This window comes from Demequina sp., assembly GCF_049841215.1.
In the GTDB taxonomy this organism is placed as follows: domain Bacteria; phylum Actinomycetota; class Actinomycetes; order Actinomycetales; family Demequinaceae; genus Demequina.
Map to the genome: position 1 here is coordinate 54,144 of NZ_JASGEO010000018.1, position 19,592 is coordinate 73,735.

At 66.9% G+C, this 19,592-nt stretch carries 13 protein-coding genes; 5 read left to right on the top strand and 8 right to left on the bottom strand.

What is annotated here, in order from left to right:
* Positions 1 to 188: 188 nt before the first annotated feature.
* Positions 189 to 719, bottom strand: coding sequence for a gluconokinase (locus tag QM618_RS09725; RefSeq protein WP_428097882.1), 531 nt, complete (start codon positions 717 to 719; stop codon positions 189 to 191).
* 157 nt (positions 720 to 876) lie between these two features.
* On the opposite strand from QM618_RS09725, the gene QM618_RS09730 reads away from it, so the two are divergent.
* Positions 877 to 2,490 (top strand): DEAD/DEAH box helicase, encoded by a 1,614-nt coding sequence (locus tag QM618_RS09730; protein WP_428097885.1) that lies wholly within the window; start codon positions 877 to 879, stop codon positions 2,488 to 2,490.
* Positions 2,491 to 2,567: 77 nt separating this feature from the next.
* Here the strand turns inward: QM618_RS09730 and QM618_RS09735 are convergent, their stop codons facing one another.
* Genes QM618_RS09735 through QM618_RS09745 form a run of 3 tightly spaced genes read right to left on the bottom strand, consistent with a single transcriptional unit; the run spans position 2,568 to position 9,342 of the window.
* The gene (locus QM618_RS09735; protein WP_428097889.1) at positions 2,568 to 5,060 is read right to left on the bottom strand and encodes a beta-glucosidase family protein; all 2,493 of its coding nucleotides are present in this window, start codon (positions 5,058 to 5,060) and stop codon (positions 2,568 to 2,570) included.
* Positions 5,057 to 7,330 (bottom strand): alpha-xylosidase, encoded by a 2,274-nt coding sequence (gene yicI, locus QM618_RS09740; RefSeq protein WP_428097892.1) that lies wholly within the window; start codon positions 7,328 to 7,330, stop codon positions 5,057 to 5,059. The genes QM618_RS09735 and yicI overlap by 4 nt, the downstream gene beginning before the upstream one ends.
* On the bottom strand, positions 7,327 to 9,342 hold the full coding sequence (locus QM618_RS09745; protein ID WP_428097895.1) for a beta-galactosidase: 2,016 nt from the start codon (positions 9,340 to 9,342) through the stop codon (positions 7,327 to 7,329). Before QM618_RS09745 ends, yicI begins: the two co-directional genes overlap by 4 nt.
* An 85-nt stretch (positions 9,343 to 9,427) precedes the next feature.
* Here QM618_RS09745 and QM618_RS09750 point away from each other — a divergent pair, with 85 nt between their 5' ends.
* From QM618_RS09750 to QM618_RS09760, 3 genes are read left to right on the top strand one after another with little or no spacing between them, the layout of a single operon-like run.
* Positions 9,428 to 11,749, top strand: coding sequence for a glycosyl hydrolase family 95 catalytic domain-containing protein (locus QM618_RS09750; RefSeq protein ID WP_428097899.1), 2,322 nt, complete (start codon positions 9,428 to 9,430; stop codon positions 11,747 to 11,749).
* Positions 11,749 to 12,726, top strand: a complete 978-nt coding sequence (locus QM618_RS09755) for a LacI family DNA-binding transcriptional regulator (protein WP_428097903.1) — start codon at positions 11,749 to 11,751, stop codon at positions 12,724 to 12,726. The genes QM618_RS09750 and QM618_RS09755 overlap by 1 nt, the downstream gene beginning before the upstream one ends.
* Complete coding sequence (locus QM618_RS09760; RefSeq protein WP_428097906.1) at positions 12,713 to 13,333, top strand: YesL family protein; 621 nt, start codon at positions 12,713 to 12,715, stop codon at positions 13,331 to 13,333. Before QM618_RS09755 ends, QM618_RS09760 begins: the two co-directional genes overlap by 14 nt.
* 54 nt (positions 13,334 to 13,387) lie before the next feature.
* Here QM618_RS09760 and QM618_RS09765 read toward each other — a convergent pair whose 3' ends face one another.
* From QM618_RS09765 to QM618_RS09780, 4 genes are all read right to left on the bottom strand, one after another.
* Positions 13,388 to 15,148, bottom strand: a complete 1,761-nt coding sequence (locus QM618_RS09765; protein ID WP_428097910.1) for an ABC transporter substrate-binding protein — start codon at positions 15,146 to 15,148, stop codon at positions 13,388 to 13,390.
* Between the two features lie 32 nt (positions 15,149 to 15,180).
* Entirely contained in the window at positions 15,181 to 16,101 is a 921-nt protein-coding gene (locus QM618_RS09770) for a carbohydrate ABC transporter permease (protein ID WP_428097913.1), read from the bottom strand.
* 10 nt (positions 16,102 to 16,111) lie between these two features.
* Positions 16,112 to 17,092 carry an ABC transporter permease gene (locus tag QM618_RS09775; RefSeq protein ID WP_428097916.1) on the bottom strand — a complete coding sequence of 327 codons (981 nt, stop codon included), beginning with the start codon at positions 17,090 to 17,092 and terminating at the stop codon, positions 16,112 to 16,114.
* 224 nt (positions 17,093 to 17,316) lie between these two features.
* Complete coding sequence (locus QM618_RS09780; protein WP_428097920.1) at positions 17,317 to 18,141, bottom strand: PHP domain-containing protein; 825 nt, start codon at positions 18,139 to 18,141, stop codon at positions 17,317 to 17,319.
* Positions 18,142 to 18,179: 38 nt separating this feature from the next.
* On the opposite strand from QM618_RS09780, the gene QM618_RS09785 reads away from it, so the two are divergent.
* The gene (locus tag QM618_RS09785) at positions 18,180 to 19,553 is read left to right on the top strand and encodes an aminopeptidase P family protein (RefSeq protein ID WP_428097923.1); all 1,374 of its coding nucleotides are present in this window, start codon (positions 18,180 to 18,182) and stop codon (positions 19,551 to 19,553) included.
* Positions 19,554 to 19,592: the final 39 nt, after the last annotated feature.

The window sequence follows — 19,592 nt, forward strand, 5'->3', positions numbered from 1 at the left end:
GGCGCAGTGGCGCTTAGCCGACGCTAGGCCGCAGGGACTCTGCGCTCCCTGAGTACTCAGGTGCCGGCTCATGGCGAATCCGAGCACCCAGGCACTCAGGGAACCCACGGGCACGTTCGGCGCACGCCTCTAGGTAGTTCACAGCGGCCCGACGCTGGGGCCGGGTATGCGCTCTTGTTACGGGGGCGCTACTCGGCCCCGTTGTTCTTGCCCAAGGTGTCCTTTGCCGCGTCGAGGACCGCCCTCGCCATGAGCACTGCGCCCTCAGGGGTGTGGCGGCCCACGTCGACGCTCCCACCGATCTCGTCCGGTTGGAGCTTCTCGAGAATTGCGAACTGCGAGTCCAGTAGCCCGGCCCCCGCGAAGTGGTCGGTTGACGCCGAGCGTCTCCGCACGCGGTCCTCAAGAAGCGCCTGATCGGCCCACAGTTCAATGAACACCGCGTCGGGCGCGTAGGCGCGAATGATGTCCCTGTACGAGCGCTTCAGCGCGGAGCACGCGACAACCCGGTTGGGACCTCCGGCGAGCCATTCGCCCACCCGCTCGAGCCATGGCAACCGGTCATCGTCATCCAACGGGACGTTCTGCGCCATCTTGGCCACAGCGTCGGGCGAATGAAAATCGTCACCGTCAGCGAACTCCGCGCGGGTCTCCCCGGCCAGCCGCAACCCAACCGTCGTCTTCCCAGAACCCGTCACTCCCATGACCACCACGTGCATGCTCCCAAGGGTAGAGCGCCCCACCAGGTAGAATGGATATGACCTGAGGTTGACCGGTCGTCATGTGAAGCGCGGCGAAAGCGTCGCAACGAGGATGAGCGCGATCGGCTACCCGCCGCATCGGCGCCCCTTGCGCCCCGTTCCCTATGGATGCTTCATGACCGAAACCCATGCCAGCGTGCACGTTGCAGACCGCAGCTTCGCTGACTTTCCCATCAACCCGCTGATCGCGCAGGCGCTCGCCAACGCGGGAATCACCACGCCGTTCCCCATCCAGGCAATGACCCTGCCGGTGGCGCTGAGCGAGCACGACATCATCGGCCAGGCCAAGACCGGCACCGGCAAGACGCTCGGCTTTGGCGTGCCGCTGCTGCACAAGGTTGTGGCGCCAGGCGAGCCCGGCTATGACGAGCTTGGAGACGCGACGGGCAAGCCGCAAGCGCTCGTCGTGGCGCCCACGCGCGAGCTCGCGGTGCAGGTGGCCGGCGACCTCGCCACGGCGTCCAAACTGCGCACGGTGCGCATTGCGCAGATCTACGGCGGCCGCGCGTATGAGCCGCAGATCGAGCAGCTGAACAAGGGCGTCGACGTCATCGTCGGCACCCCTGGCCGCATGATCGACCTGCTCAACCAGGGCCACCTCGACCTCCGCTTTGTGCGCACCGTGGTACTCGACGAGGCCGACGAGATGTTGGACCTCGGCTTCCTTCCCGATGTGGAGAAGCTGCTCGCGGCAACCCCCGCCTCGCGTCACACGATGCTGTTCTCTGCGACCATGCCGGGCGCCGTTGTTGCCCTTGCTCGCCGCTACATGACGCAGCCCACGCACATTCGCGCAGCCGACCCCGACGACGACGGCGCCACCGTAAAGGCCATCGCCCAGTTCGTCTACCGCGCGCACGCCCTCGACAAGGTCGAGGTGCTCGCTCGCCTTCTCCAGTCCGAGGGGCGCGGCCTCACTGTCGTCTTCGCGCGCACCAAGCGCACGGCCGCGAAGGTGTCCGACGAGCTCCGCGAGCGCGGCTTCGCTGCGGGCGCCATCCACGGCGACCTGGGCCAGGGCGCGCGCGAGCAGGCGCTGCGCGCGTTCCGCAACGGCAAGATCGACATCCTGGTCGCGACGGACGTCGCCGCCCGCGGCATCGACGTCGACGACGTCACCCACGTGGTCAACTACCAGTGCCCCGAGGACGAGAAGATCTACCTGCACCGCATCGGCCGCACGGGCCGCGCGGGAAAGACCGGCACCGCCGTCACGTTCGTGGACTGGGACGACATGCCGCGGTGGTCGCTCATCGATAAGGCGCTCGACCTCGGCTTCCCCGAGCCCATCGAGACCTACTCCTCGTCGCCGCACCTGTTCAGCGACCTCAACATCCCAGAGGGCACCAAGGGCCGCCTCCCGCAGTCCGCACGCACTCGCGAGGGCCTCGAGGCGGAGACTTTGGAAGACCTTGGCGAGACCGGACACAAGCACGGTCCTGGCGGTGGCCAGGGTGGCGGTGGGTCCCGCGACGGCGGCCGACGCGGTGGTTCCGGGCAGCGCGACAGTGGCCGACGCGGTGGTTCCGGTCAGCGCAACGGCTCCGGCCAGCGATCGGGCGGCCAGCGTGCCGCGCGCTCTGCCGACAACCGCTCCGGTGAGGGCGGCGAGAACCAGTCCGCAGCGTCGGGCGATGCGCCGGCAAAGCGCAACCGTAACCGTCGTCGGCGCCGCTCGGGTGGCGCGGGTGGCGCCGGTGGCAACGCGGCACCGTCCGCGGAGGCCTAAGCACCCTGGCGGCACCCAGCGCGTCGCATGGGAGTCATGCGACGTGTCCCGTACCGCCAGCGCGCATTGGACTCCGCCTAGAGAGCCGTGACCTCTAGAGCCACGCTCACCGGCAACTCATCCGCGCTCGGCCCCGCCGCTACGCGGTAGGTGCCAGGCATAACGCGCAGCGCACCCTCGTGCAACCAGTCCCGAGGCGCGCCTTCGAGGCGAAGCGAGCCATCCCACGTCGCGAGCCGCTCCACGGCAAAGGTGAGGCTCACATCACGCGTCTCGCCGGGCTCGAGGAGCACGCGTTCGTACGCGACGAGCAGCCGTCGCGGCGCCAGTTGGGCCTCCACGGGCGCGAGCGAGTACACCTGCACCAGCTCGTGAGCCGCGCGATCGCCCGCGTTGCGCACGCGCACGCGCGCCGTGACCACGTCTTGCTGGGCGCGCGCGATGAACCCAGGGTGATGGTGAGTGGGAGCCGGCGCGGGAACCGCGTCACGATCTAGCGAAACGCCCTCGTAGACCACCGTCGAGTATGTGAGCCCGTGCCCAAGCGCGAACGCGAACGGCTCCGGCTGGTGGCGATAGGTGGCCTGCTGGCGCAGCGTGTCGTAGTCGAACAGATCCCCCGCCTGCTCCGGGAGCGCGGGCCACGACTGCGCAAGCCGCCCGCTCGGCTCTGCATCGCCCGCCAGCACGTCGACGACTCCGTGACCGAGTTCCTGGCCCGCATGCGAGGTCCACACGATCGTGGGCACGTCGGCGACGCCGTCGGGCATCACATAGGGGTACGACGACACGATCGTCAGCACGAGCGCGGGATTCGCCCCGCGAGCGGCACGTACCAGCGATGATGCGGATTCCGGGAGCCACAGGTGCGGCCTATCCGCGGTCTCCCTACCCGCGATGTGGGGATCGTTGCCCACCACGGCGACCACAGCGTCGGCCGTGCTGGCGGCTCGCACCACCGCCTCGATGCCGTTCTCCACGACGTCCACCGTGAACCGGGTGGCCTCGTCGATCGTCACCCCATCCGCGAGCACGAGCGGGATGTCGCGAGCAACGCGCACCCAGCGGCCAGAGCCGCGGTGAAGCAGGGAGATCGTGCCGTCCTCGTGGTCATGGCGGCGGAACGACTCCTGGACAACCCAGCCGCCAACACGCGTGGCGTCGGCGCGCATCGGATAGGTGCCTCCGGTGAGGAGGCGGTCGCTCGCGCGCGAGCGCAAGGTGAGCACGCCGTCGCCCCAATCGGTGACGGCGAACGTGTCATCGCCGCCCGCAACCATGGCGAGCTTTCCGTCCGCGTCCGCCTGCAGCACGCGCCCCTCACCATCGCGAAGGGTCACAACATCGGCGCCCGACGCTACCTCCAGGTGGGCGTTCGGGTACCGCTCGCGCAGTGCCTGGGCAATGCCAACGGCGTACGGAGGAGTTCCCGAGTACCAGTCCGTGAGCACGAGCTCCGCGAGCTGGCCTACCACCGCGATGCGCTGCGGCTCCGCGAGCGGCAGCAGCCCCTCCTCGTTGCGAAGCACCACGGTGCTCGCGGCAACCACCTCGCGCGCAAGCTCGCGCGACGCCGGAAGGTCCAGGTGTACGGCGGTGGTGTCCGCGTAGGGGCTCGCCTCGCCGTCAAACTCTCCGCTGCGCACGCGCAGCTCGAGGAGGTGCAGCACGGCGGTATCCACGTGCGCTTGCGTGAGCAGCCCCGCCTCGAGCGCGCCCGTGACCGCGTCAATGGTCGGCTGCGCGTTGGCGTCGTTGTCGGTGAAGGAGTCCATCCCCGCGCGCACAAGCGCGGCGGCCGCGTGCACCGCGTCCGGCTGCTCACGCTGAATGGTGACGAGGAACGTGGGGGCACCGGCGTCGGAGACCACGGCAAGTGAGCCTGGCGCCCACGAGCGTGCCTCCGCCACAAGTTCCGGCTGGGTGTGTGCGGCCGCGCCGTTGACCCGGTTGTAGGCGAGCATGATGCCGCCTGCCGCGCTGGCCTCGATGGGGCCACGGAATGCCGGCAACTCCTCCTCGTGGAGGGTGCGCAGCGACATCTCGGAGTTGGTCGCCGAGCGATCCGTCTCGTTGCTGTAGCCGAGGAAGTGCTTGAGGGCGGGAACCGTGCGCCACACGCTCTCGTGAGAGCCACGCAGTCCGCGCCCGTACGCGGTGGCGAAGTGCGCGGTGAGGTGCGGGTCTTCGGAATAGCCCTCCTCGTTGCGCCCCCACGCAGGGTGACGAAGCGTGTTCACCACTGGTGCCCACACATTGGGACTTACCAGGGGGTTCTGCGCCTTCTTCGCCAGCAGTTCCTCCCCCACCACCTCGCCAACGCGCTCGATGAGTTCCACGTCCCACGTCGCCGCGAGACCAACGGGCTGCGGAAACACGGTGGCCTCTCCAAGCCACGCCACGCCGTGCAGAGTCTCCGCTCCCGTGCGGAACTCGGCGATGCCCAGCCTCTCGATCGCGGGCGCCGCCTGATGCAGCATCGCGATCCGTTCCTGGGGCGTCAACCGCTCCAGCAGGTCGCGAGCGCGCTCGGCTACCGGGAGGGACGGGTCACGGAAAGCCTCGCTCACGCGGTGACCTCGAGAGACACCTCGCCGACGCCGTTCGCAGTGACCACGGAGTCACCAACGCGCACGCTCCATGGGGCGCGGGCGTCGTCGGACGACGCGGTGATCGAGTTCCCGTTGCGACGCACCCGGAACGTCGTCGCCTCGCCCGCAAGGCCGGGCACGGTCGTGACCGCGTCGTAGCCGTCGGGAAGCTCAAAGCACCGCAGCTCAACGCCGTTGGCCCACTCGTAGTCGGGGCGGCTGTCCACCGCTCCCCACGGCAAGACCGTGCCGGGCCTAACCCGCACCGGGAGCGACTCAAAGTCATGAGACTCGGCGACCCAGCGTCGGCCCTGCTGAACCGAGCCGTCGATAAGCGAGGTCCACGCGCCATCCGGCAGGTAGTACTCGACGTCGCCGGAGGCCGTGAAGACAGGGGCCACGATGATCGCGTCGCCGAGCGCGTACTGGGTGTCCGCGTCAAAGCCGCCGCGGTCCTCAGGGAACTCGAGCGCGAGCGGACGCATCATGGGGATGCCGTCCGTGTGTGCCTCCTCCGCCACGCGAGCGAGGTACGGCATGAGCCGCATCTTGAGTTCCGTGAAGGTGCGCGTGATGTCCACGGCCTTCTCGTCGAACGCCCACGGAACGCGAATGGAATCGGAGCCGTGCAGGCGAGAGTGCGAGGACAGCAGGCCGAACGCGAGCCAACGCTTGAACACCGCGGGATCCGGCGTGCCCTCGAAGCCACCGATGTCGTGGCTCCAATAGCCAAAGCCACTCATCGCGAGCGAGAGGCCGCCGCGCAACGACTCCGCCATCGACAAGAAGGTGGAATCGCAGTCTCCTCCCCAGTGCACGGGGAACTGCTGACCACCAGCCGTCGCGGAACGCGCGAACACCACGGCATTGCCTTCGCCGTTGCGCCGCTCGAGCGTGCGGAACACCAACTCGTTGTACAGCTGCGGGTAGTAGTTGTGCATGCGCTCCGGATCGGAGCCGTCGTGCCACACCACGCCTTCGCTTGGGATGCGCTCGCCGAAGTCCGTCTTGAACGAGTCCACGCCTTGGTCCGCGAGGCGCTCAAGGTGCCCCGCGTACCACTCGCAGGCCTCGGGGTTGGTGAAGTCCACCAGCCCCATGCCCGCTTGCCACAGGTCCCACTGCCACACAGACCCGTCCGTGCGCTTCAACAGGTACCCCTTGTCTGCCGCCTCACCGAACAAGGCGGAGCGCTGGGCAATGTACGGGTTGATCCACACGGACACCTTGAGTCCCCGCTCATGCAGCCGCGCAAGCTGCCCCTCGGGGTCGGGGAAGGTGCGCGCGTCCCACGTGAAGTCGGTCCACTGGTACTCGCGCATCCAGAAACAGTCGAAGTGGAACACGCTGAGCGGCAGGTTCCTGTCCGCAAAGCCGTCGATGAACTCGTTGACGCTCGATTCGTCGTAGGACGCGGTGAACGACGTGGTGAGCCACAGCCCAAACGACCATGCGGGCACGCGCGCCGGGCGGCCCGTGAGCGCCGTGTATCTGCGCAGCACGTCCTTGGGCGTGGGGCCAGCGATCACCAGATAGTCGAGCGTCTCGCCCTTGACGGAAAACTGCACGCGCGAGTTGACCTCGCTCGCCACTTCGTAGGAGACGTGGCCCGGCTCGTCAACGAACACGCCATAGCCGCGGCTCGTGACGTAGAACGGGATGGACTTGTAGGCCTGCTCGCTTGAGGTGCCGCCGTCGGCATTCCAGGTCTCCACCACCTGGCCGTTCTTGACGAAGTTGCCGAAGCGCTCGCCAAACCCGTAGACGCGCTCGCCAGGCTCAAGGGAGAGCTGCTGAAGCATCCACGTGTCCTCGTCTCCCGTGATGTGGCCGATCGACCGCGGCAGCGAGGTGGTGAGCGTGCGGCCGTTCTCGATGAACTCGATGAGCCACGGGCCGCCACGGTGCACGCGTACCTCGAGCGGACCGGTGACGAGGCTCGCGCCGTCGCTAGAGGCGCTCAGGGTGGGCACAAAGCCGTCTTGGGCGGCGATCGCAAACTCGGGGGTGCGCACAACCCCTCCCGCGTGGCGCTGCACGCGCACCTTCGCCACGCCCTCGGCAGGGGACGACACCGTCACCGTGATCATGGGGCGATTGAGCGTGTCGCCGCGCTTGGTGATCTTCGCCGTGGGCGCGTACACGGTGAGCGTGCCCGCGGCCTCGTCAAGGCGAATGTCGTCGACGTCCGCAGCGTACAGCGGGGCGTAGCCCGGCCGTGTCAGCCAGAACCCGTCGGTGAACTTCATGAGTTGAGCCCTTCCATCAATACTCGAGCATCCTGAGCGGCCACCGTCACGTGGCCGGCGCAGCGCTCTCCCGTCAGCAGATCCTGCGCCGGAGCGCGCAGCTCCACCGCAACGTCACTATCGGTGTGGTTGAGCAAGAACAGCGCGTCTCCGCGTCGCACCGCCTCCACACCCTCAGGGAGCGCCGTCACGGGCGCCCCAATCCCGTCCACCCCCGCGCCGATCACGGCGTCAAGCAGCGCGTCGTCGACCATCGCGGCCACGTACCAGAACTCGCCCGCGCCGCACGCTCGTCGCGTCACCACGGGGCGGCCGTCCCACGGCCCAGCCGCGAAAGCGACGAGCACGTCGGCGCCGTCCGCTCGCAGCTTCTCGGCGAAGGTATGCGCATAGTGCTCGCCTGGCACATTCCAGCCCGACGCTGTGGTCACCTTCGCGCCCGCGCTCGGCAGCCCTACCCATTCCTCGCCGCTCGCGCCAATCAGGTGTCGCAAGAGGGCGGGTGAACGGCCCGTGAGCACGGTTCCGTTGGTATCCGCCACTGAGCTGAAGGGGCCGATCACCACTCGTGCGCCCGCCCGAGCCGCGCTCTCGAGGTTGGCGACGGCCGCCTCGTCGAGGATGTAGCCGTGCGGGACGAGTACCGCCTGGTATCCCGTGAGATCGGCGTCAGAACCCACGACCGCGGCGCTCAGGCCTCTCGCGTGCAGAGCCCTGTACCAAGACTTCAGCTGCGCCACGGAGTCGATTCCCACGGTGGGGCGGGCCGGCTCGCTCGCGGCCCACCACGACGGCCAGTCGAAGATCACGGCCACGGGCTCCTCGACGCGGGAACCCACCAGCGGAGCCAGCTTTTGCAGGTCTTCGCCTTGGCGGCACACGCCCTCGAACACCTCGGTGTCTGGGCCGGCGTGCGGCACGAGCGCCGAGTGGAAGCGCTCCGCGCCGAATCGCGACTGTCGCCACTGGAAGAAGCAGATGCCGTCCGCGCCGCGAGCAACCGCTTGGAGCGAGTCAAGCCGCGCCTGCGCCGGCGTCTTTGGCAGGTTGTGGTCTCGCCATGAGGTGGCGCTCACCGCCTGTTCCATGAGCAGCCACGGCTGCCCGCCGCCAAGCGAACGCATGAGGTCCTGCACCAGCGCGGTGTCCGCCGCGCACGTTGGCGCGGCGTGGTCCGGGTACTGATCGTCCGCGATGACGTCCACGTCCGCGGCCCACGAGCGATAGTCCACGTGCTCAAAGAGACCCATGAAATTGGTGGTGATGGGCTGCGTCGCCCCGCCCGCGCGGATCGTGTCCCGCAGGTCGCGGTAGCACTCAAGAACGGCGTCCGAGGTGAACCTGCGGAAGTCGAGGTTTTGAGCGGGGTTCACCAGGTAGGGCATGCGCCGCGGGGGCACGATCTCGTCGAAGTCGCCGTAGAGCTGGGACCACACGGCCGTTCCCCACGCCTCGTTCAGGGCCGCGACGCTTTCGTAACGTGCTCGCAGCCAGTCCCGGAAGGCGCGCGCCGCCTCGTCCCCGAAGTCAAGTTGGCCAAACTCGTTGCCCACGTGCCACATCTGCACGGCCGGGTGCGTGGCGTAGCGCTCCACGAGGTCAGCGGTGATGGCCCGCGCTCGCTCGCGGTACACCGCAGATGTGGGGGCGAACTGATTGCGCGATCCCGCCACGAGCCGCACGCCATCGCGATCCACGGGGAGTGTCTCCGGGTAGGTCACGCCGAGCCACGGCGGGGGCGACGCGGTGGGCGTGGCGAGGTCAACGGCGATTCCGCCGTCGTGGAGCAAGTCAAGGACCTCATCGAGCCACGCGAAGTCGCGCTCGCCCTCGCGCGGCTCTAGCCGCGCCCAGCTGAAGACGCCAACGGTTGCCACGTTCACGCGCGCGCGGCGCATGAGGTCGATGTCTTCACGCCAGACGTCCGGCGTCCACTGCTCGGGGTTGTAGTCCGCGCCAAAGAGAATCCCGCGCGCGCGAGTGAGTGCGGCATAACCCGAGTGCTGTTGCATCCGGACTCATCCCTCGCGATCTGGTGGCTCCGTCACCACCTCTTCGAAGCGCTTCGATGCGCTTCGTTCATACTACTCTACGTAGATGGTGCTGTCGACAAAGTTTGATCGCTCGCTGCACCGTCTCCACTACCGCAAGCCCGCCCACGAATGGACCGATGCGCTGCCCGTCGGCAACGGTCGCTCCGCCGCGATGTGCTGGGGCCGGATAGGCGGAGAATACCTGGAAATCAACGACATTACCGCGTGGTCGGGCCCAGCGGCCCATCACCATTTTGAGCCCGACGCTGTGGGCGCCGCGGCGCTCGCGGCCGTCAGGGCCGCGGTGGCCAGCGGAGACCTCGGTGAGGCCGAGCGGCTGCTCCAGCGGCAGCAGATTCCGTGGGCTCAGGCGTACCTCCCGCTCGCGCGCCTGGAGATCACCGTCCTGAACGCGGACGGCTCGCCGATCGCCGCCTCGGGAAACGAGTACGCGCGCGACCTCAACCTTCGGGACGCGGTGGCTACCCACACCTACGAGACCGCTGTTGGCACTGTGGTGCATCGCACGTGGGCTGACTGCGTCACCGGCGCACTCGTCCACCACGTGACCGTGCCTGCGGCGGTGCGCCTCGAGCTGACCCTGACCAGCCTGCTGCGCCCCGCTGAGGTGGAGCATCCCCCAGAGGTTCTGGAGGCAACCTGGCAGCTTCCGGTGGACGTGGCCCCCGGCCACGAGCAGCTTGAGGAGCCGGTCCGCTACTCCCCTGACGGCCGCACCGGCACGGTCACCGTGATGTCGAGCGCCCCCCAAGTGGTCACGGGCACCACGTCGCTCACCGCGCCAAGCCGGGAGCACCTGCTCCAGGTGCTCACCGCGACCGCGCCAGCGATCCCCGGCATCGAACCGCTCGGCGTCGCGCGCCAAGACGCCGATCCCGCCCAGTTCCTTGAAGCGCACATCGCCGCCCACCGCGAACTGTACGACCGTTGCCAACTCACCCTGCCGTCGGGCGGCTTCAATGGCGATACCGACGAGAGGGTGGCGCGCGCCCAAGGCAACCCGGATCCGGGCCTCGCGGCCCTCGCGTTCCATTACGGCAGGTATCTGCTGATGTCGTCGTCGCGGCCGGGCGGGTTGCCGGCAAATCTGCAGGGGATCTGGAACTCGGAGCTGCCGGGGCCGTGGTCCAGCGCCTACACCACCAATATCAACCTGCAGATGGCGTACTGGCCCGCGCAGCCAGCCGCCCTCGCGGAGTGCGCTGAGCCGCTGCTCGCGTTCGTGGAGCGGGTGTCCTCAGGGCCGGGCGCGAGCGCCGCGGCTGAGCTCTACGGCGCGGATGGCTGGGTGCTCCACCACAACTCCGACGCGTGGGGAACGGCCTATGCCGTGGGGGACGGGCACGGCGATCCGTCGTGGGCGTTCTGGGCCATGGGCGGCGTGTGGCTTGCCGTGCAGCTGTGGGACGACTATCTCTTTCACGGCGATGCGGAAGCGCTTCGCACGCGCATTTGGCCCGTTCTCGAGCGAACCGCTGCGTTTGCGCTGTCATGGATCCAGACCGACGGCGTGACCGCGTGGACCAGCCCGTCAACCTCGCCAGAGAACGCCTTCATCGCGGCAGATGGCGAGCGGCGTTCCGTCACCACGTCGGCCGCCATGGACGTCGCTCTCTTGCGGGCGCTCGCCGATGCATGCGCAGGCGCCGCTGTAGCCCTTGGTAGGGCCGACGGCTGGGTCACCCAGTTGCGAACGGTCACCGACGCGCTTCCTGGCCCCAGCGTCGGGCCGCGCGGAACCCTGCTGGAATGGGACGCCGACCTCACGGAGGCCGAACCCCTGCACCGCCACCTTTCGCACCTTGTTGGGCTCTACCCGCTGGACCAGATTTCCGCGGACGTGACGCCAGAGCTGGCCGTCGCAGCCGCAGCATCGATCGATGCGCGCGGACCCGAGTCCACGGGCTGGGCGCTCGCCTGGAGGGCCGCGATGTGGGCGCGGCTTGGGCGGGGCGACCGGGTGGGGGCGGAGATAGCCAAGGCCTTCCGGCCGGCCGCGGCCGGCGAGCATCGTGGCGGTCTCTACGGGAACCTGTTCAGCGCGCATCCCCCGTTCCAGGTGGACGGCAACATGGGGATCACGGCGGCCATCGCAGAGGCCCTCGTGCAATCGCATAGGGGTGTGCTGCGGCTGCTGCCTGCGTTGCCACCGGAGTGGCCAGGTGGCGAGGTGGTGGGCTTGAGGGCGCGCGGCGGGCTCACCGTCGACATGACCTGGGAGGGCGGCGCGCTGGTGCGCGCGCGAATCGCGGCCCGGTCAGCGGCCACAATAGACGTAGTCACGCCCGCGTGGGCGGGGCGCGTTGACGTGGAACCGGGACGCCCCGCGGACGTCGAACCGGGCAGGATTTCAGAGGAGAACTGATGGCGACAATCGCCGACGTAGCGAAGGCTGCTGGCGTCTCGATCTCGACCGTGTCCTACGTGATGAGTGGCAAGCGCGCCATCTCGCGCGAGACGCGAGAGCGCGTTGAAGAGGCGATCGTCCAGCTCTCATTCAGCCCTCATGCGAGCGCGAGGTCGCTGGCCTCCGGAAGCAACAGCGTCATTGGCCTCCAGGCGCCGCTTCGCCCCGGCGTCGACGCGCACGTCGTCATGGAGATCGTGGCGGGAGTGGTGCGCGAGGCGCGCAGCCACTTCTACGATGTGCTGCTGCTCACCGGCGACGAAGGCGAGGGGCTTGAGCGGGCGTCGAAGAGCTCTCTCGTGGACGCGCTGCTTGTCATGGACGTCGCGTACGACGACCCCCGCATCAAGACCCTCGAGTCGCTGCGCACACCCGCCGTCCTCATCGGCGTGCCCTCCGAGGACGTGGCGATCACGTGCGTGGACTTCGACTTCGAGGCGGCTGGAGCACTGGCCGCCTCGCGACTTGCGGAGCTTGGGCATCGCAAGGTCGCGCTGCTTGGTGCGCCGGCGGAGGTCATCGAGCGCCACACGTCATATGCCAAGCGCCTATCTCGCGGGTTTGCGCGCGGATGCGAGACCGCGGGGATTGCTGGATCCGTTCACCCCTGCCCTGCTGGTGCCGAGGCCACCTCCGTGTTGGACACCATCCTCTCGAACGATGCGGACGTTTCCGCGATCTTTGTGCACAACGAGGCCGCACTCCCCCACATCGCGAGCCACGTGGAGACGCTCGCTTCTCCTCCGCAGATGATTGCGCTCGCGCCGAACGAGTTCTCTCGTAACGTGAGCGGGCTCAGCGACCTGATCGACATTCCGGCGGAGCGGCTTGGCGCCTTGGCCGCCGAGACGCTGTGGCGACTCATCGAGGATCGCGAGGTCTCGCCGCTGACACTGCTCAAGCCGCACCTAAACTCGCAGCTTGGCGCGGCCTGAGGTGCGCATTGACCCCACCGGCCGGGCGTTCGACGGCCTCAACACGTTCCTGCTGTTCATCGGGCTCAACATCATCTACTTGGTGAGTTGCATCCCTATCTTCACGATTGGCGCGGCCACCACGGCACTGTTTCGCGTGACCATCCGGTTTTCGGACCACGAGAGCGGCAACCTCATCAAGGACTACTTTGTGCACTTCGGTCGCAACTTTGGGCGTGCCACCGCGCTCGGTGCGGCCACAGGGCTGCCTGTGCTGCTGCTCGTCTTCGCCGGGGCGTTCTGGGCCACCTCTGAACAGCCCGCCGCGATCGGTCCCGCGATCATCTCGTTCGTCGCGGCCGTGTACTTCTTCGCGGCGTTCCTCTACGCGTGCGCGCTGACCGCCCAGTTCTCCGAGGGCTTCCGTCAGACGCTCAAGAATTCGCTGCTGCTCCCCGCCGCAGAACCTGCTCACACGTTTGGGCTGCTCATCATTCCTGCGGTGCTGTTCTCGTTCGCGGTGCTCTTTCCAGCCTTTGGTTTCGTGGTGATCACCATCGGCTTCTCCGTAGGTGCCTACGGAGCGGCGTTCCTGTTCCGCAGGGTCTTCTCGCGCTACGTGCCGTAAAAGCATCGAGGGGCCCGGCGTGAACCGGGCCCCTCGATGTCCTGCCTCAGCGGGTTACTGGAATTCCGCTGCAATCGCCTTGCGTGCATCGTCCTGCAGCTTGGCGTTGGCCATGTCGACCTCGAGCACCTGGTCGTAACCAAGGCCCTTGGCCTGCTCCTGCATGTCCGCGACCAACGAGTTGAACTGCGACTCGGAGTCCGCGAACGCGGCCTGCCAGGAGTACTGCACGATGACTGCCTTGACCTGGTTGCGCAGCGTCTCGGTCTCCGAGTCATCGGCGGGCGTCGTGAAGCTGGCGCCCGGTGCCACGAGAAGCTGGTTGTTGGTCTTGAGGTAGTCCATCGCGCTGGTGGCGCCACCCATGTTCGCCGACCAGTCGTCGCTGAGCGGGGTGGATGTAGCCGTCTGGTACGTGGGCCAGAAGGTGTAGTTGTACGGGAAGCCCGTGGCCTGGTCCACGTCCTGCGGAAGCACCACGTTGACGTTGAGCGCCGAGACGCCGTCAAAGTAGTCGCCGCCGCCGAACTCGGCAGGGACGGTGCCCGCGCCGTTGATGAACACGTCGGTACCGAGCTGGTTGAGCTCGGGCTCGCCGCTGGCGTTCATGTCCCAGGTAAGGCCCTGCGGGCCGGCAGCTGCAGAGGTCTGGCTGCTGTTCGCGTAGGTGCCTTCGGCCGAGTACAGCCAGTCGATGAACGCGGCAATCCGCTCCGGGTCCTCGGCCTTGGAGCCGATGGCGAGCACTTGCTTGCCACCGTTGACCTCGGCGCCGTAGGAGAAGATCGTCTGGTCAGCGAGGGGGGCGAGCATGAAGCCCTGTCCCGCGCCGGTGCGGTCCGCCGTGTTGAAGGCGGACTGGCCAAGCCATGGCCACCAGGTGTAGAGCACCTTGCCGTTCTGGACCTTCGCGTACAGCGAGTCCCAGTTCTGCGTTGTGGACTCGGGGTCAACAAGTCCCTGACGGTACGCGTCGTTGTAGAACTTGAGAACGCGCAGGTACATGCCACCGTCTTGGAGGATGCCCTGGTAGTCAGAGCCATCGGCCTTCGCAAGCGCGAAGCCCATCTCGTCGTATCCGTAGTACGTGATCGGCTGCTTGACGTTGTTCATCATGTTGCCGTCCCAGTCCTTGAACAGGGACATCGCGTACACGTCATCCGCACCCGTGGTGGAGCGCTCCTCGTCCTGCATCTTCTTGAGAACAGGGAGCAGGTCCTCGAGCGTGCCGAGCGCCGGGTAGCCCTGGTTCTTGTAGAGGTCCCAGCGCAGGTACACGCCGAACGTGGGGGCAAGGCCCTCCGACGGGTCGGTTGGCTTGAGCGAGGACACGGACGTGGGGAAGGCCCAGATTCCGTCCTTCTCCGCGTTGAGGTTCTGCGTCGCACGGTCGAACACGTTGGTGTTCGTCATGTTCGGGTAGAACTCGGACGAGTCGTAGATGAGACCGCCCTCGATCAGCTCGTCGAGCTTTTCGCCCTTGTCGGTGATGATGAGGTCACCGAGGTCACCGGCCGCAACACGCGTGTTGAACAGCGTGTCACCGCCGCCCGCCACGTTGGGGGCGATGATGTTGAGCTTCATGTTGAACTTCTGCTTGACGATCTCGCCGAACCATCCGGTCTGGATGCCCTGGAAGTTGGCGAGGCCATCGAACACGTCAATCGTGATCTCGTTTGACCACGACTCGGGGAACCCGGACGCGCCCGTCGTGGTGCCGGTTGTCGGCTCCGGATCATTCTGAGTACAGGCTGCGAGCAGACTCGCCGCCACCAAAGCAGCCACCGCGGCGGTGGCTGTGCGGTTGAGCTTCATTGCTTTCCTTTCCTTTGAGAATCCCTGCGACGTCAGCCCTTGACGGCGCCGAGCATGATGCCCTTCACGAAGAAGCGCTGAAACAGTGGGTAGATGAAGATGATGGGGAGCACCACAATCACCGACACCGTGGTGCGGATGGACGATGCGGTCTGTTGAGTGGCCGCATTTGCGAGTTGTCCTACGTTGCCGCCCGCGTTGGCGGCCGCTTGCGCGAGGCTCGCGGCCTGGTTAATGAAGATGTAGAGCAGGTACTGCAGCGTGTACAGCTTCTGATCCGTGATGTAGATCAGGGTGTCCTGGAAGCTGTTCCACTGAGCCACAGCCGTGAAGATCGCGACGGTGGCGAGGATTGGCGTCATGTTGGGCAGATAGATGCGGAAGAAGATCGTGAGGATCCCCGCGCCGTCGAGTTCGCCCGCCTCTTGCAACTCCTTGGGCATCGACTCCACGAAGGTCTTGACCAGGATGATGTTGAACGGCTGCACGATCCACGGCAGCACGTACACCCAGAAGTTGTTGGTGAGGCCAAGGTTCTTCATGATGATGAAGATCGGGATAAGGCCCGCGCTGAAGTACATCGTGATGATGGTGAAGCGGTACCAGAAGACGCGGCCCCACATCCGATCTTGCGTGAACATGAATCCCAGCAGAGCCGAGGACAGCACCACGAACGTGGTGGCGAGCGCGGTGCGCGCGAGGCTGACCACCGCAGCGAGCGGCAGGCCGGGCAGCTTGAAGGCCTGGACGTAGTTGGAGAAGTGAATGTCGATCGGGAACAGTCGCACGTCGCCGAGCGCGGCCACGTCGTTGGCGCTGATCGAGTTGATGATGAGGAAGTAGAACGGGTAAGCGCAGATCATCGCGAGGATGAAGAAGATGAAGTAGTTCCCCATCGAGAACGCGACATCGCCCTTGGTGCGAATGTGCCGGTTTGCGGTCTTGGTTGCCATGGTGCGCCGCCTAGATGATCGACTGGCCACGCACGCGCTTGGCGATGGCATTGACGGTGAATAGGAGAATCACGGACACGAGGCTCTTCAACATGCCGATGGCCGTGGCCATCGACAGACTGTTGCCGGTCATGCCGACGTTGTAGACGTACAGGTCAAGCACCTGGATGTACTTCTGGTTGAAGGCGTTTTGGAACACGTAGTACTGCTCCATGCCGTTGTTCAGAATGTTTGCGATCGAGAGCAGCAGCAGCACCAAGTACGTGGGCATGAGCTGCGGCACAGTGATGTAGCGCATCTTCTGGAAGCGGCCGGCGCCGTCGATCTCCGCGGACTCGTACAGCGACTGGTCAATGCCAGAGATTGCGGCGAGATAGATGATCGCGCCCCAGCCAACGCCCTTCCAGATGCTCCACAGGGCCATCGTGAGCCACACGTGTTCGCTTGAGTCGAGGAATTTCACCGGCGCGGTCACGATCCCGGAGTCCATGAGCACCGAGTTCACGAGGCCCGTCGTGGAGAACAGCGAGAACGCGATCATGTAGACGAGCACCCACGAGATGAAGTTGGGGAGCGTCGTCAGGGTCTGCACGGAGTTGCGGAACCACGGCGCCTTGACCTCGTTGAGGAAGACCGCGAATGCGATGGGCAGTACCGAGGACAGGATTCCAAGGAAGCTGATGGCCAACGTGTTGGTGAGCACCTGCAGGATCTGCTCGAGCTGCGTGGGCGAGTTGACGAGGAGCCGGAACCACTGCAGGCCCACGAACTCACTGCCACCAAGACCGAGAGCCGGCTTGTAGTCGTACAGGGAGTAGATCCACCCGTACAGCGGCAGGTAGGAGAACAGGAACAGCAGCACCATAAATGGCGCGATGACGAGGAAGAGTCGGAACGACTTCTTCGAGTGTCGCGGCGCCTTGTGCGCTTCCGCGTCGCCGCTGAGTGGCTCATCGGCATCGGCCGCCACAACCACCATTTGGGCGCTCACAGAGCACCAACTCGGCGACGGCGGGGGGACCCCGAAACTCTGGCTGCCATGTCACTCCCTTGTGTGGCCACCGCACTCGAAGCGCTTCAACGAAACCTAACTTAGCGAAGCGCTTCGACAGTTGCTTGCATTAGTGCGACCGTACAACATATTCGGTCCCTGAACGCAAATCTCAGCGAACCGTTATCAGAACGTAAGAATTGGAACGGGCCCCACCGCGTGGGTCAGCCCCTCTGAGCCTCCAGCGCGGCGAAGGCCTCGACGCTCGTGAGGTTCTCCCCCAGCCGGTTCACCTTGCCCGCACCGTGATAGTCAGAAGAACCTGTCCGCACCAGCCCAAGCTGGGTCGCGAGCGCCGCAAGGCGCTCGCGCTGCTGAGGCGAGTGGTCGCGGTGGTCAACTTCGAGCCCTGCCAACCCAGCGTCGGCCATGTCCACGATCACGGCGTCCGGGACCACCCTGCCCCGCGCGTCCGCACCTGGGTGCGCGAACACGGGCACGCCGCCGCACGTCCGAAGCGTCGCGATCGCGTCGAGGACGTCGGGCGCGTAGTGCGGCACGTAGTAGCGCGAGTTGCCGCCGAGCACCTCGGCAAAGGCATCGTCCCTGGTAGCGAAGTGGCCGCGGGCAACCATGGCGTCGGCTATGTGGGGGCGCCCCACGGTGTCCGACGCTGTGGCATGGGTCAGCACCTCGTCCCACGTGAGCGGGTAGTCGGCAGAAATGCGGTGGACCATTTGGCGCGCACGGTCAACGCGCGCGGCGCGCGTCTCAGCGATCATGTGCTCGAAGGCGGGAGACGTCGCGTCCGGCCAGTACCCCAACAAGTGGATCGAGACGCCGTGATGGCGGCAGCTCACCTCGATGCCTGGGACGAACGTGAGGCCTGCGTCTGCCGCGGCCGCGGCGGCCTCTTCCCATCCAGTCACCGCGTCGTGATCGGTGAGCGCGACAACGTCTAGCTGCGCGCGCGCAGCCGCACGCATCACCTCCGCCGGCGGCTCCGTGCCGTCAGAGACAGTGGAGTGGGTGTGGAGGTCGATGCGCACGTGCCCAGCCTAGGCATGTGGCGTGCGAACATGGACGCGTGACCGACGAAACCCCCAAGCAGAAGAACGAAGCGCGCTCCACCCGGCCCTCCTCCGAGGAGTTCAAGGAGTTCATCGCGAGCGGCTGGGCGGAGCCCACGGATGTCGCAACGACCCTGGTAGCTGCGGCTCCGTACGCGGCCGAACGGCGCCGTCGGCTGTCTGAGAAGTTCCCCGGCCAGCGCATCGTCGCGCCCGCGGGCGAGCTCAAGCCTCGCGCCAATGACACGGACTACCGCTTCCGGCCCTTAAGCGACTTCGCGTACCTGACGGGCCTTGGCGCGGACTTTGAGCCGGGCGCCGTGCTCGTCATGGAGCCACTGGGGACTGGCGGCCACGCGTCCACGCTGTACCTCATCCCTCCTGCCGGTGCCGGCGACGAGGGCTTCTACGCGGACCCCCGCTCGGGAGAGTTCTGGATTGGCCGACGGCCGGGGCTGGCCGAGTTTGCCGCGATGACGGGCCTGGAGACGGCCCCCCTCGCGGACCTGCCTGCCGGGATCCGGTTGCATGCGCAGCCGCTCAAGGCGGTGCAGCGCGCGCTCAGCGAGATGCGCATGGTCAAGGACGAGTACGAGGTGCAGCAGCTCCGCGACGCCGTAGACGCGACCATCGCGGGCTTCGAGCGCGTCGTCCGCGAGCTCCCGCGGGCCATCGAACACAAGCGCGGCGAGCGTGTGGTGGAGGCCAGCTTCGACGGCCATGCCCGGGAGGAGGGAAACGCCGTTGGGTACGAAACGATCGCAGCGTCGGGCCCCCACGCGACCACGCTGCACTGGATCCGCAACGACGGCCAGGTGAGGCGCGGGGACCTGTTGCTGCTAGACGCGGGCGTGGAGGTGGAGAGCCTGTACACGGCCGACATCACGCGCACGTTCCCCATCGATGGCGAGTTCACCGCTGTTCAACAGAAGGTTTACCAGGTGGTTCTCGAGGCGGCAGACGCGGGCTTCGCCGTTGCGAAGCCGGGCGCTCGCTTTATCGATGTTCACAACGCGGCGATGGCGGTGATCGAAGCGAGGCTCAACGAGTGGGGCATCGTGCCGCCCGCGGACGACCCGGACGCGAGGCTCTACCGGCGCTGGATGGTGCACTCGACCTCGCACCACCTGGGGCTCGACGTGCACGACTGCGCGGCCGCCAAGCGCGAGTTGTATATGGAGGGCGAGTTGGTGCCGGGCATGGTGTTCACGATCGAGCCGGGGCTGTACTTCCAGCCCGGCGACACCCTGGTGCCCGAGGAGTTGCGGGGAATCGGCGTGCGCATCGAGGACGACGTGCTCGTGACGTCCGATGGTGCGGAGAATCTTTCGGCGGCGCTTCCCCGCGAGCCCGACGCTGTGGTCGCCTGGATGGCGCGGTTGCGGGGGTAGTCGCTCCCCTCCCGTATGTGTGTGTCAGCACCACTTTCG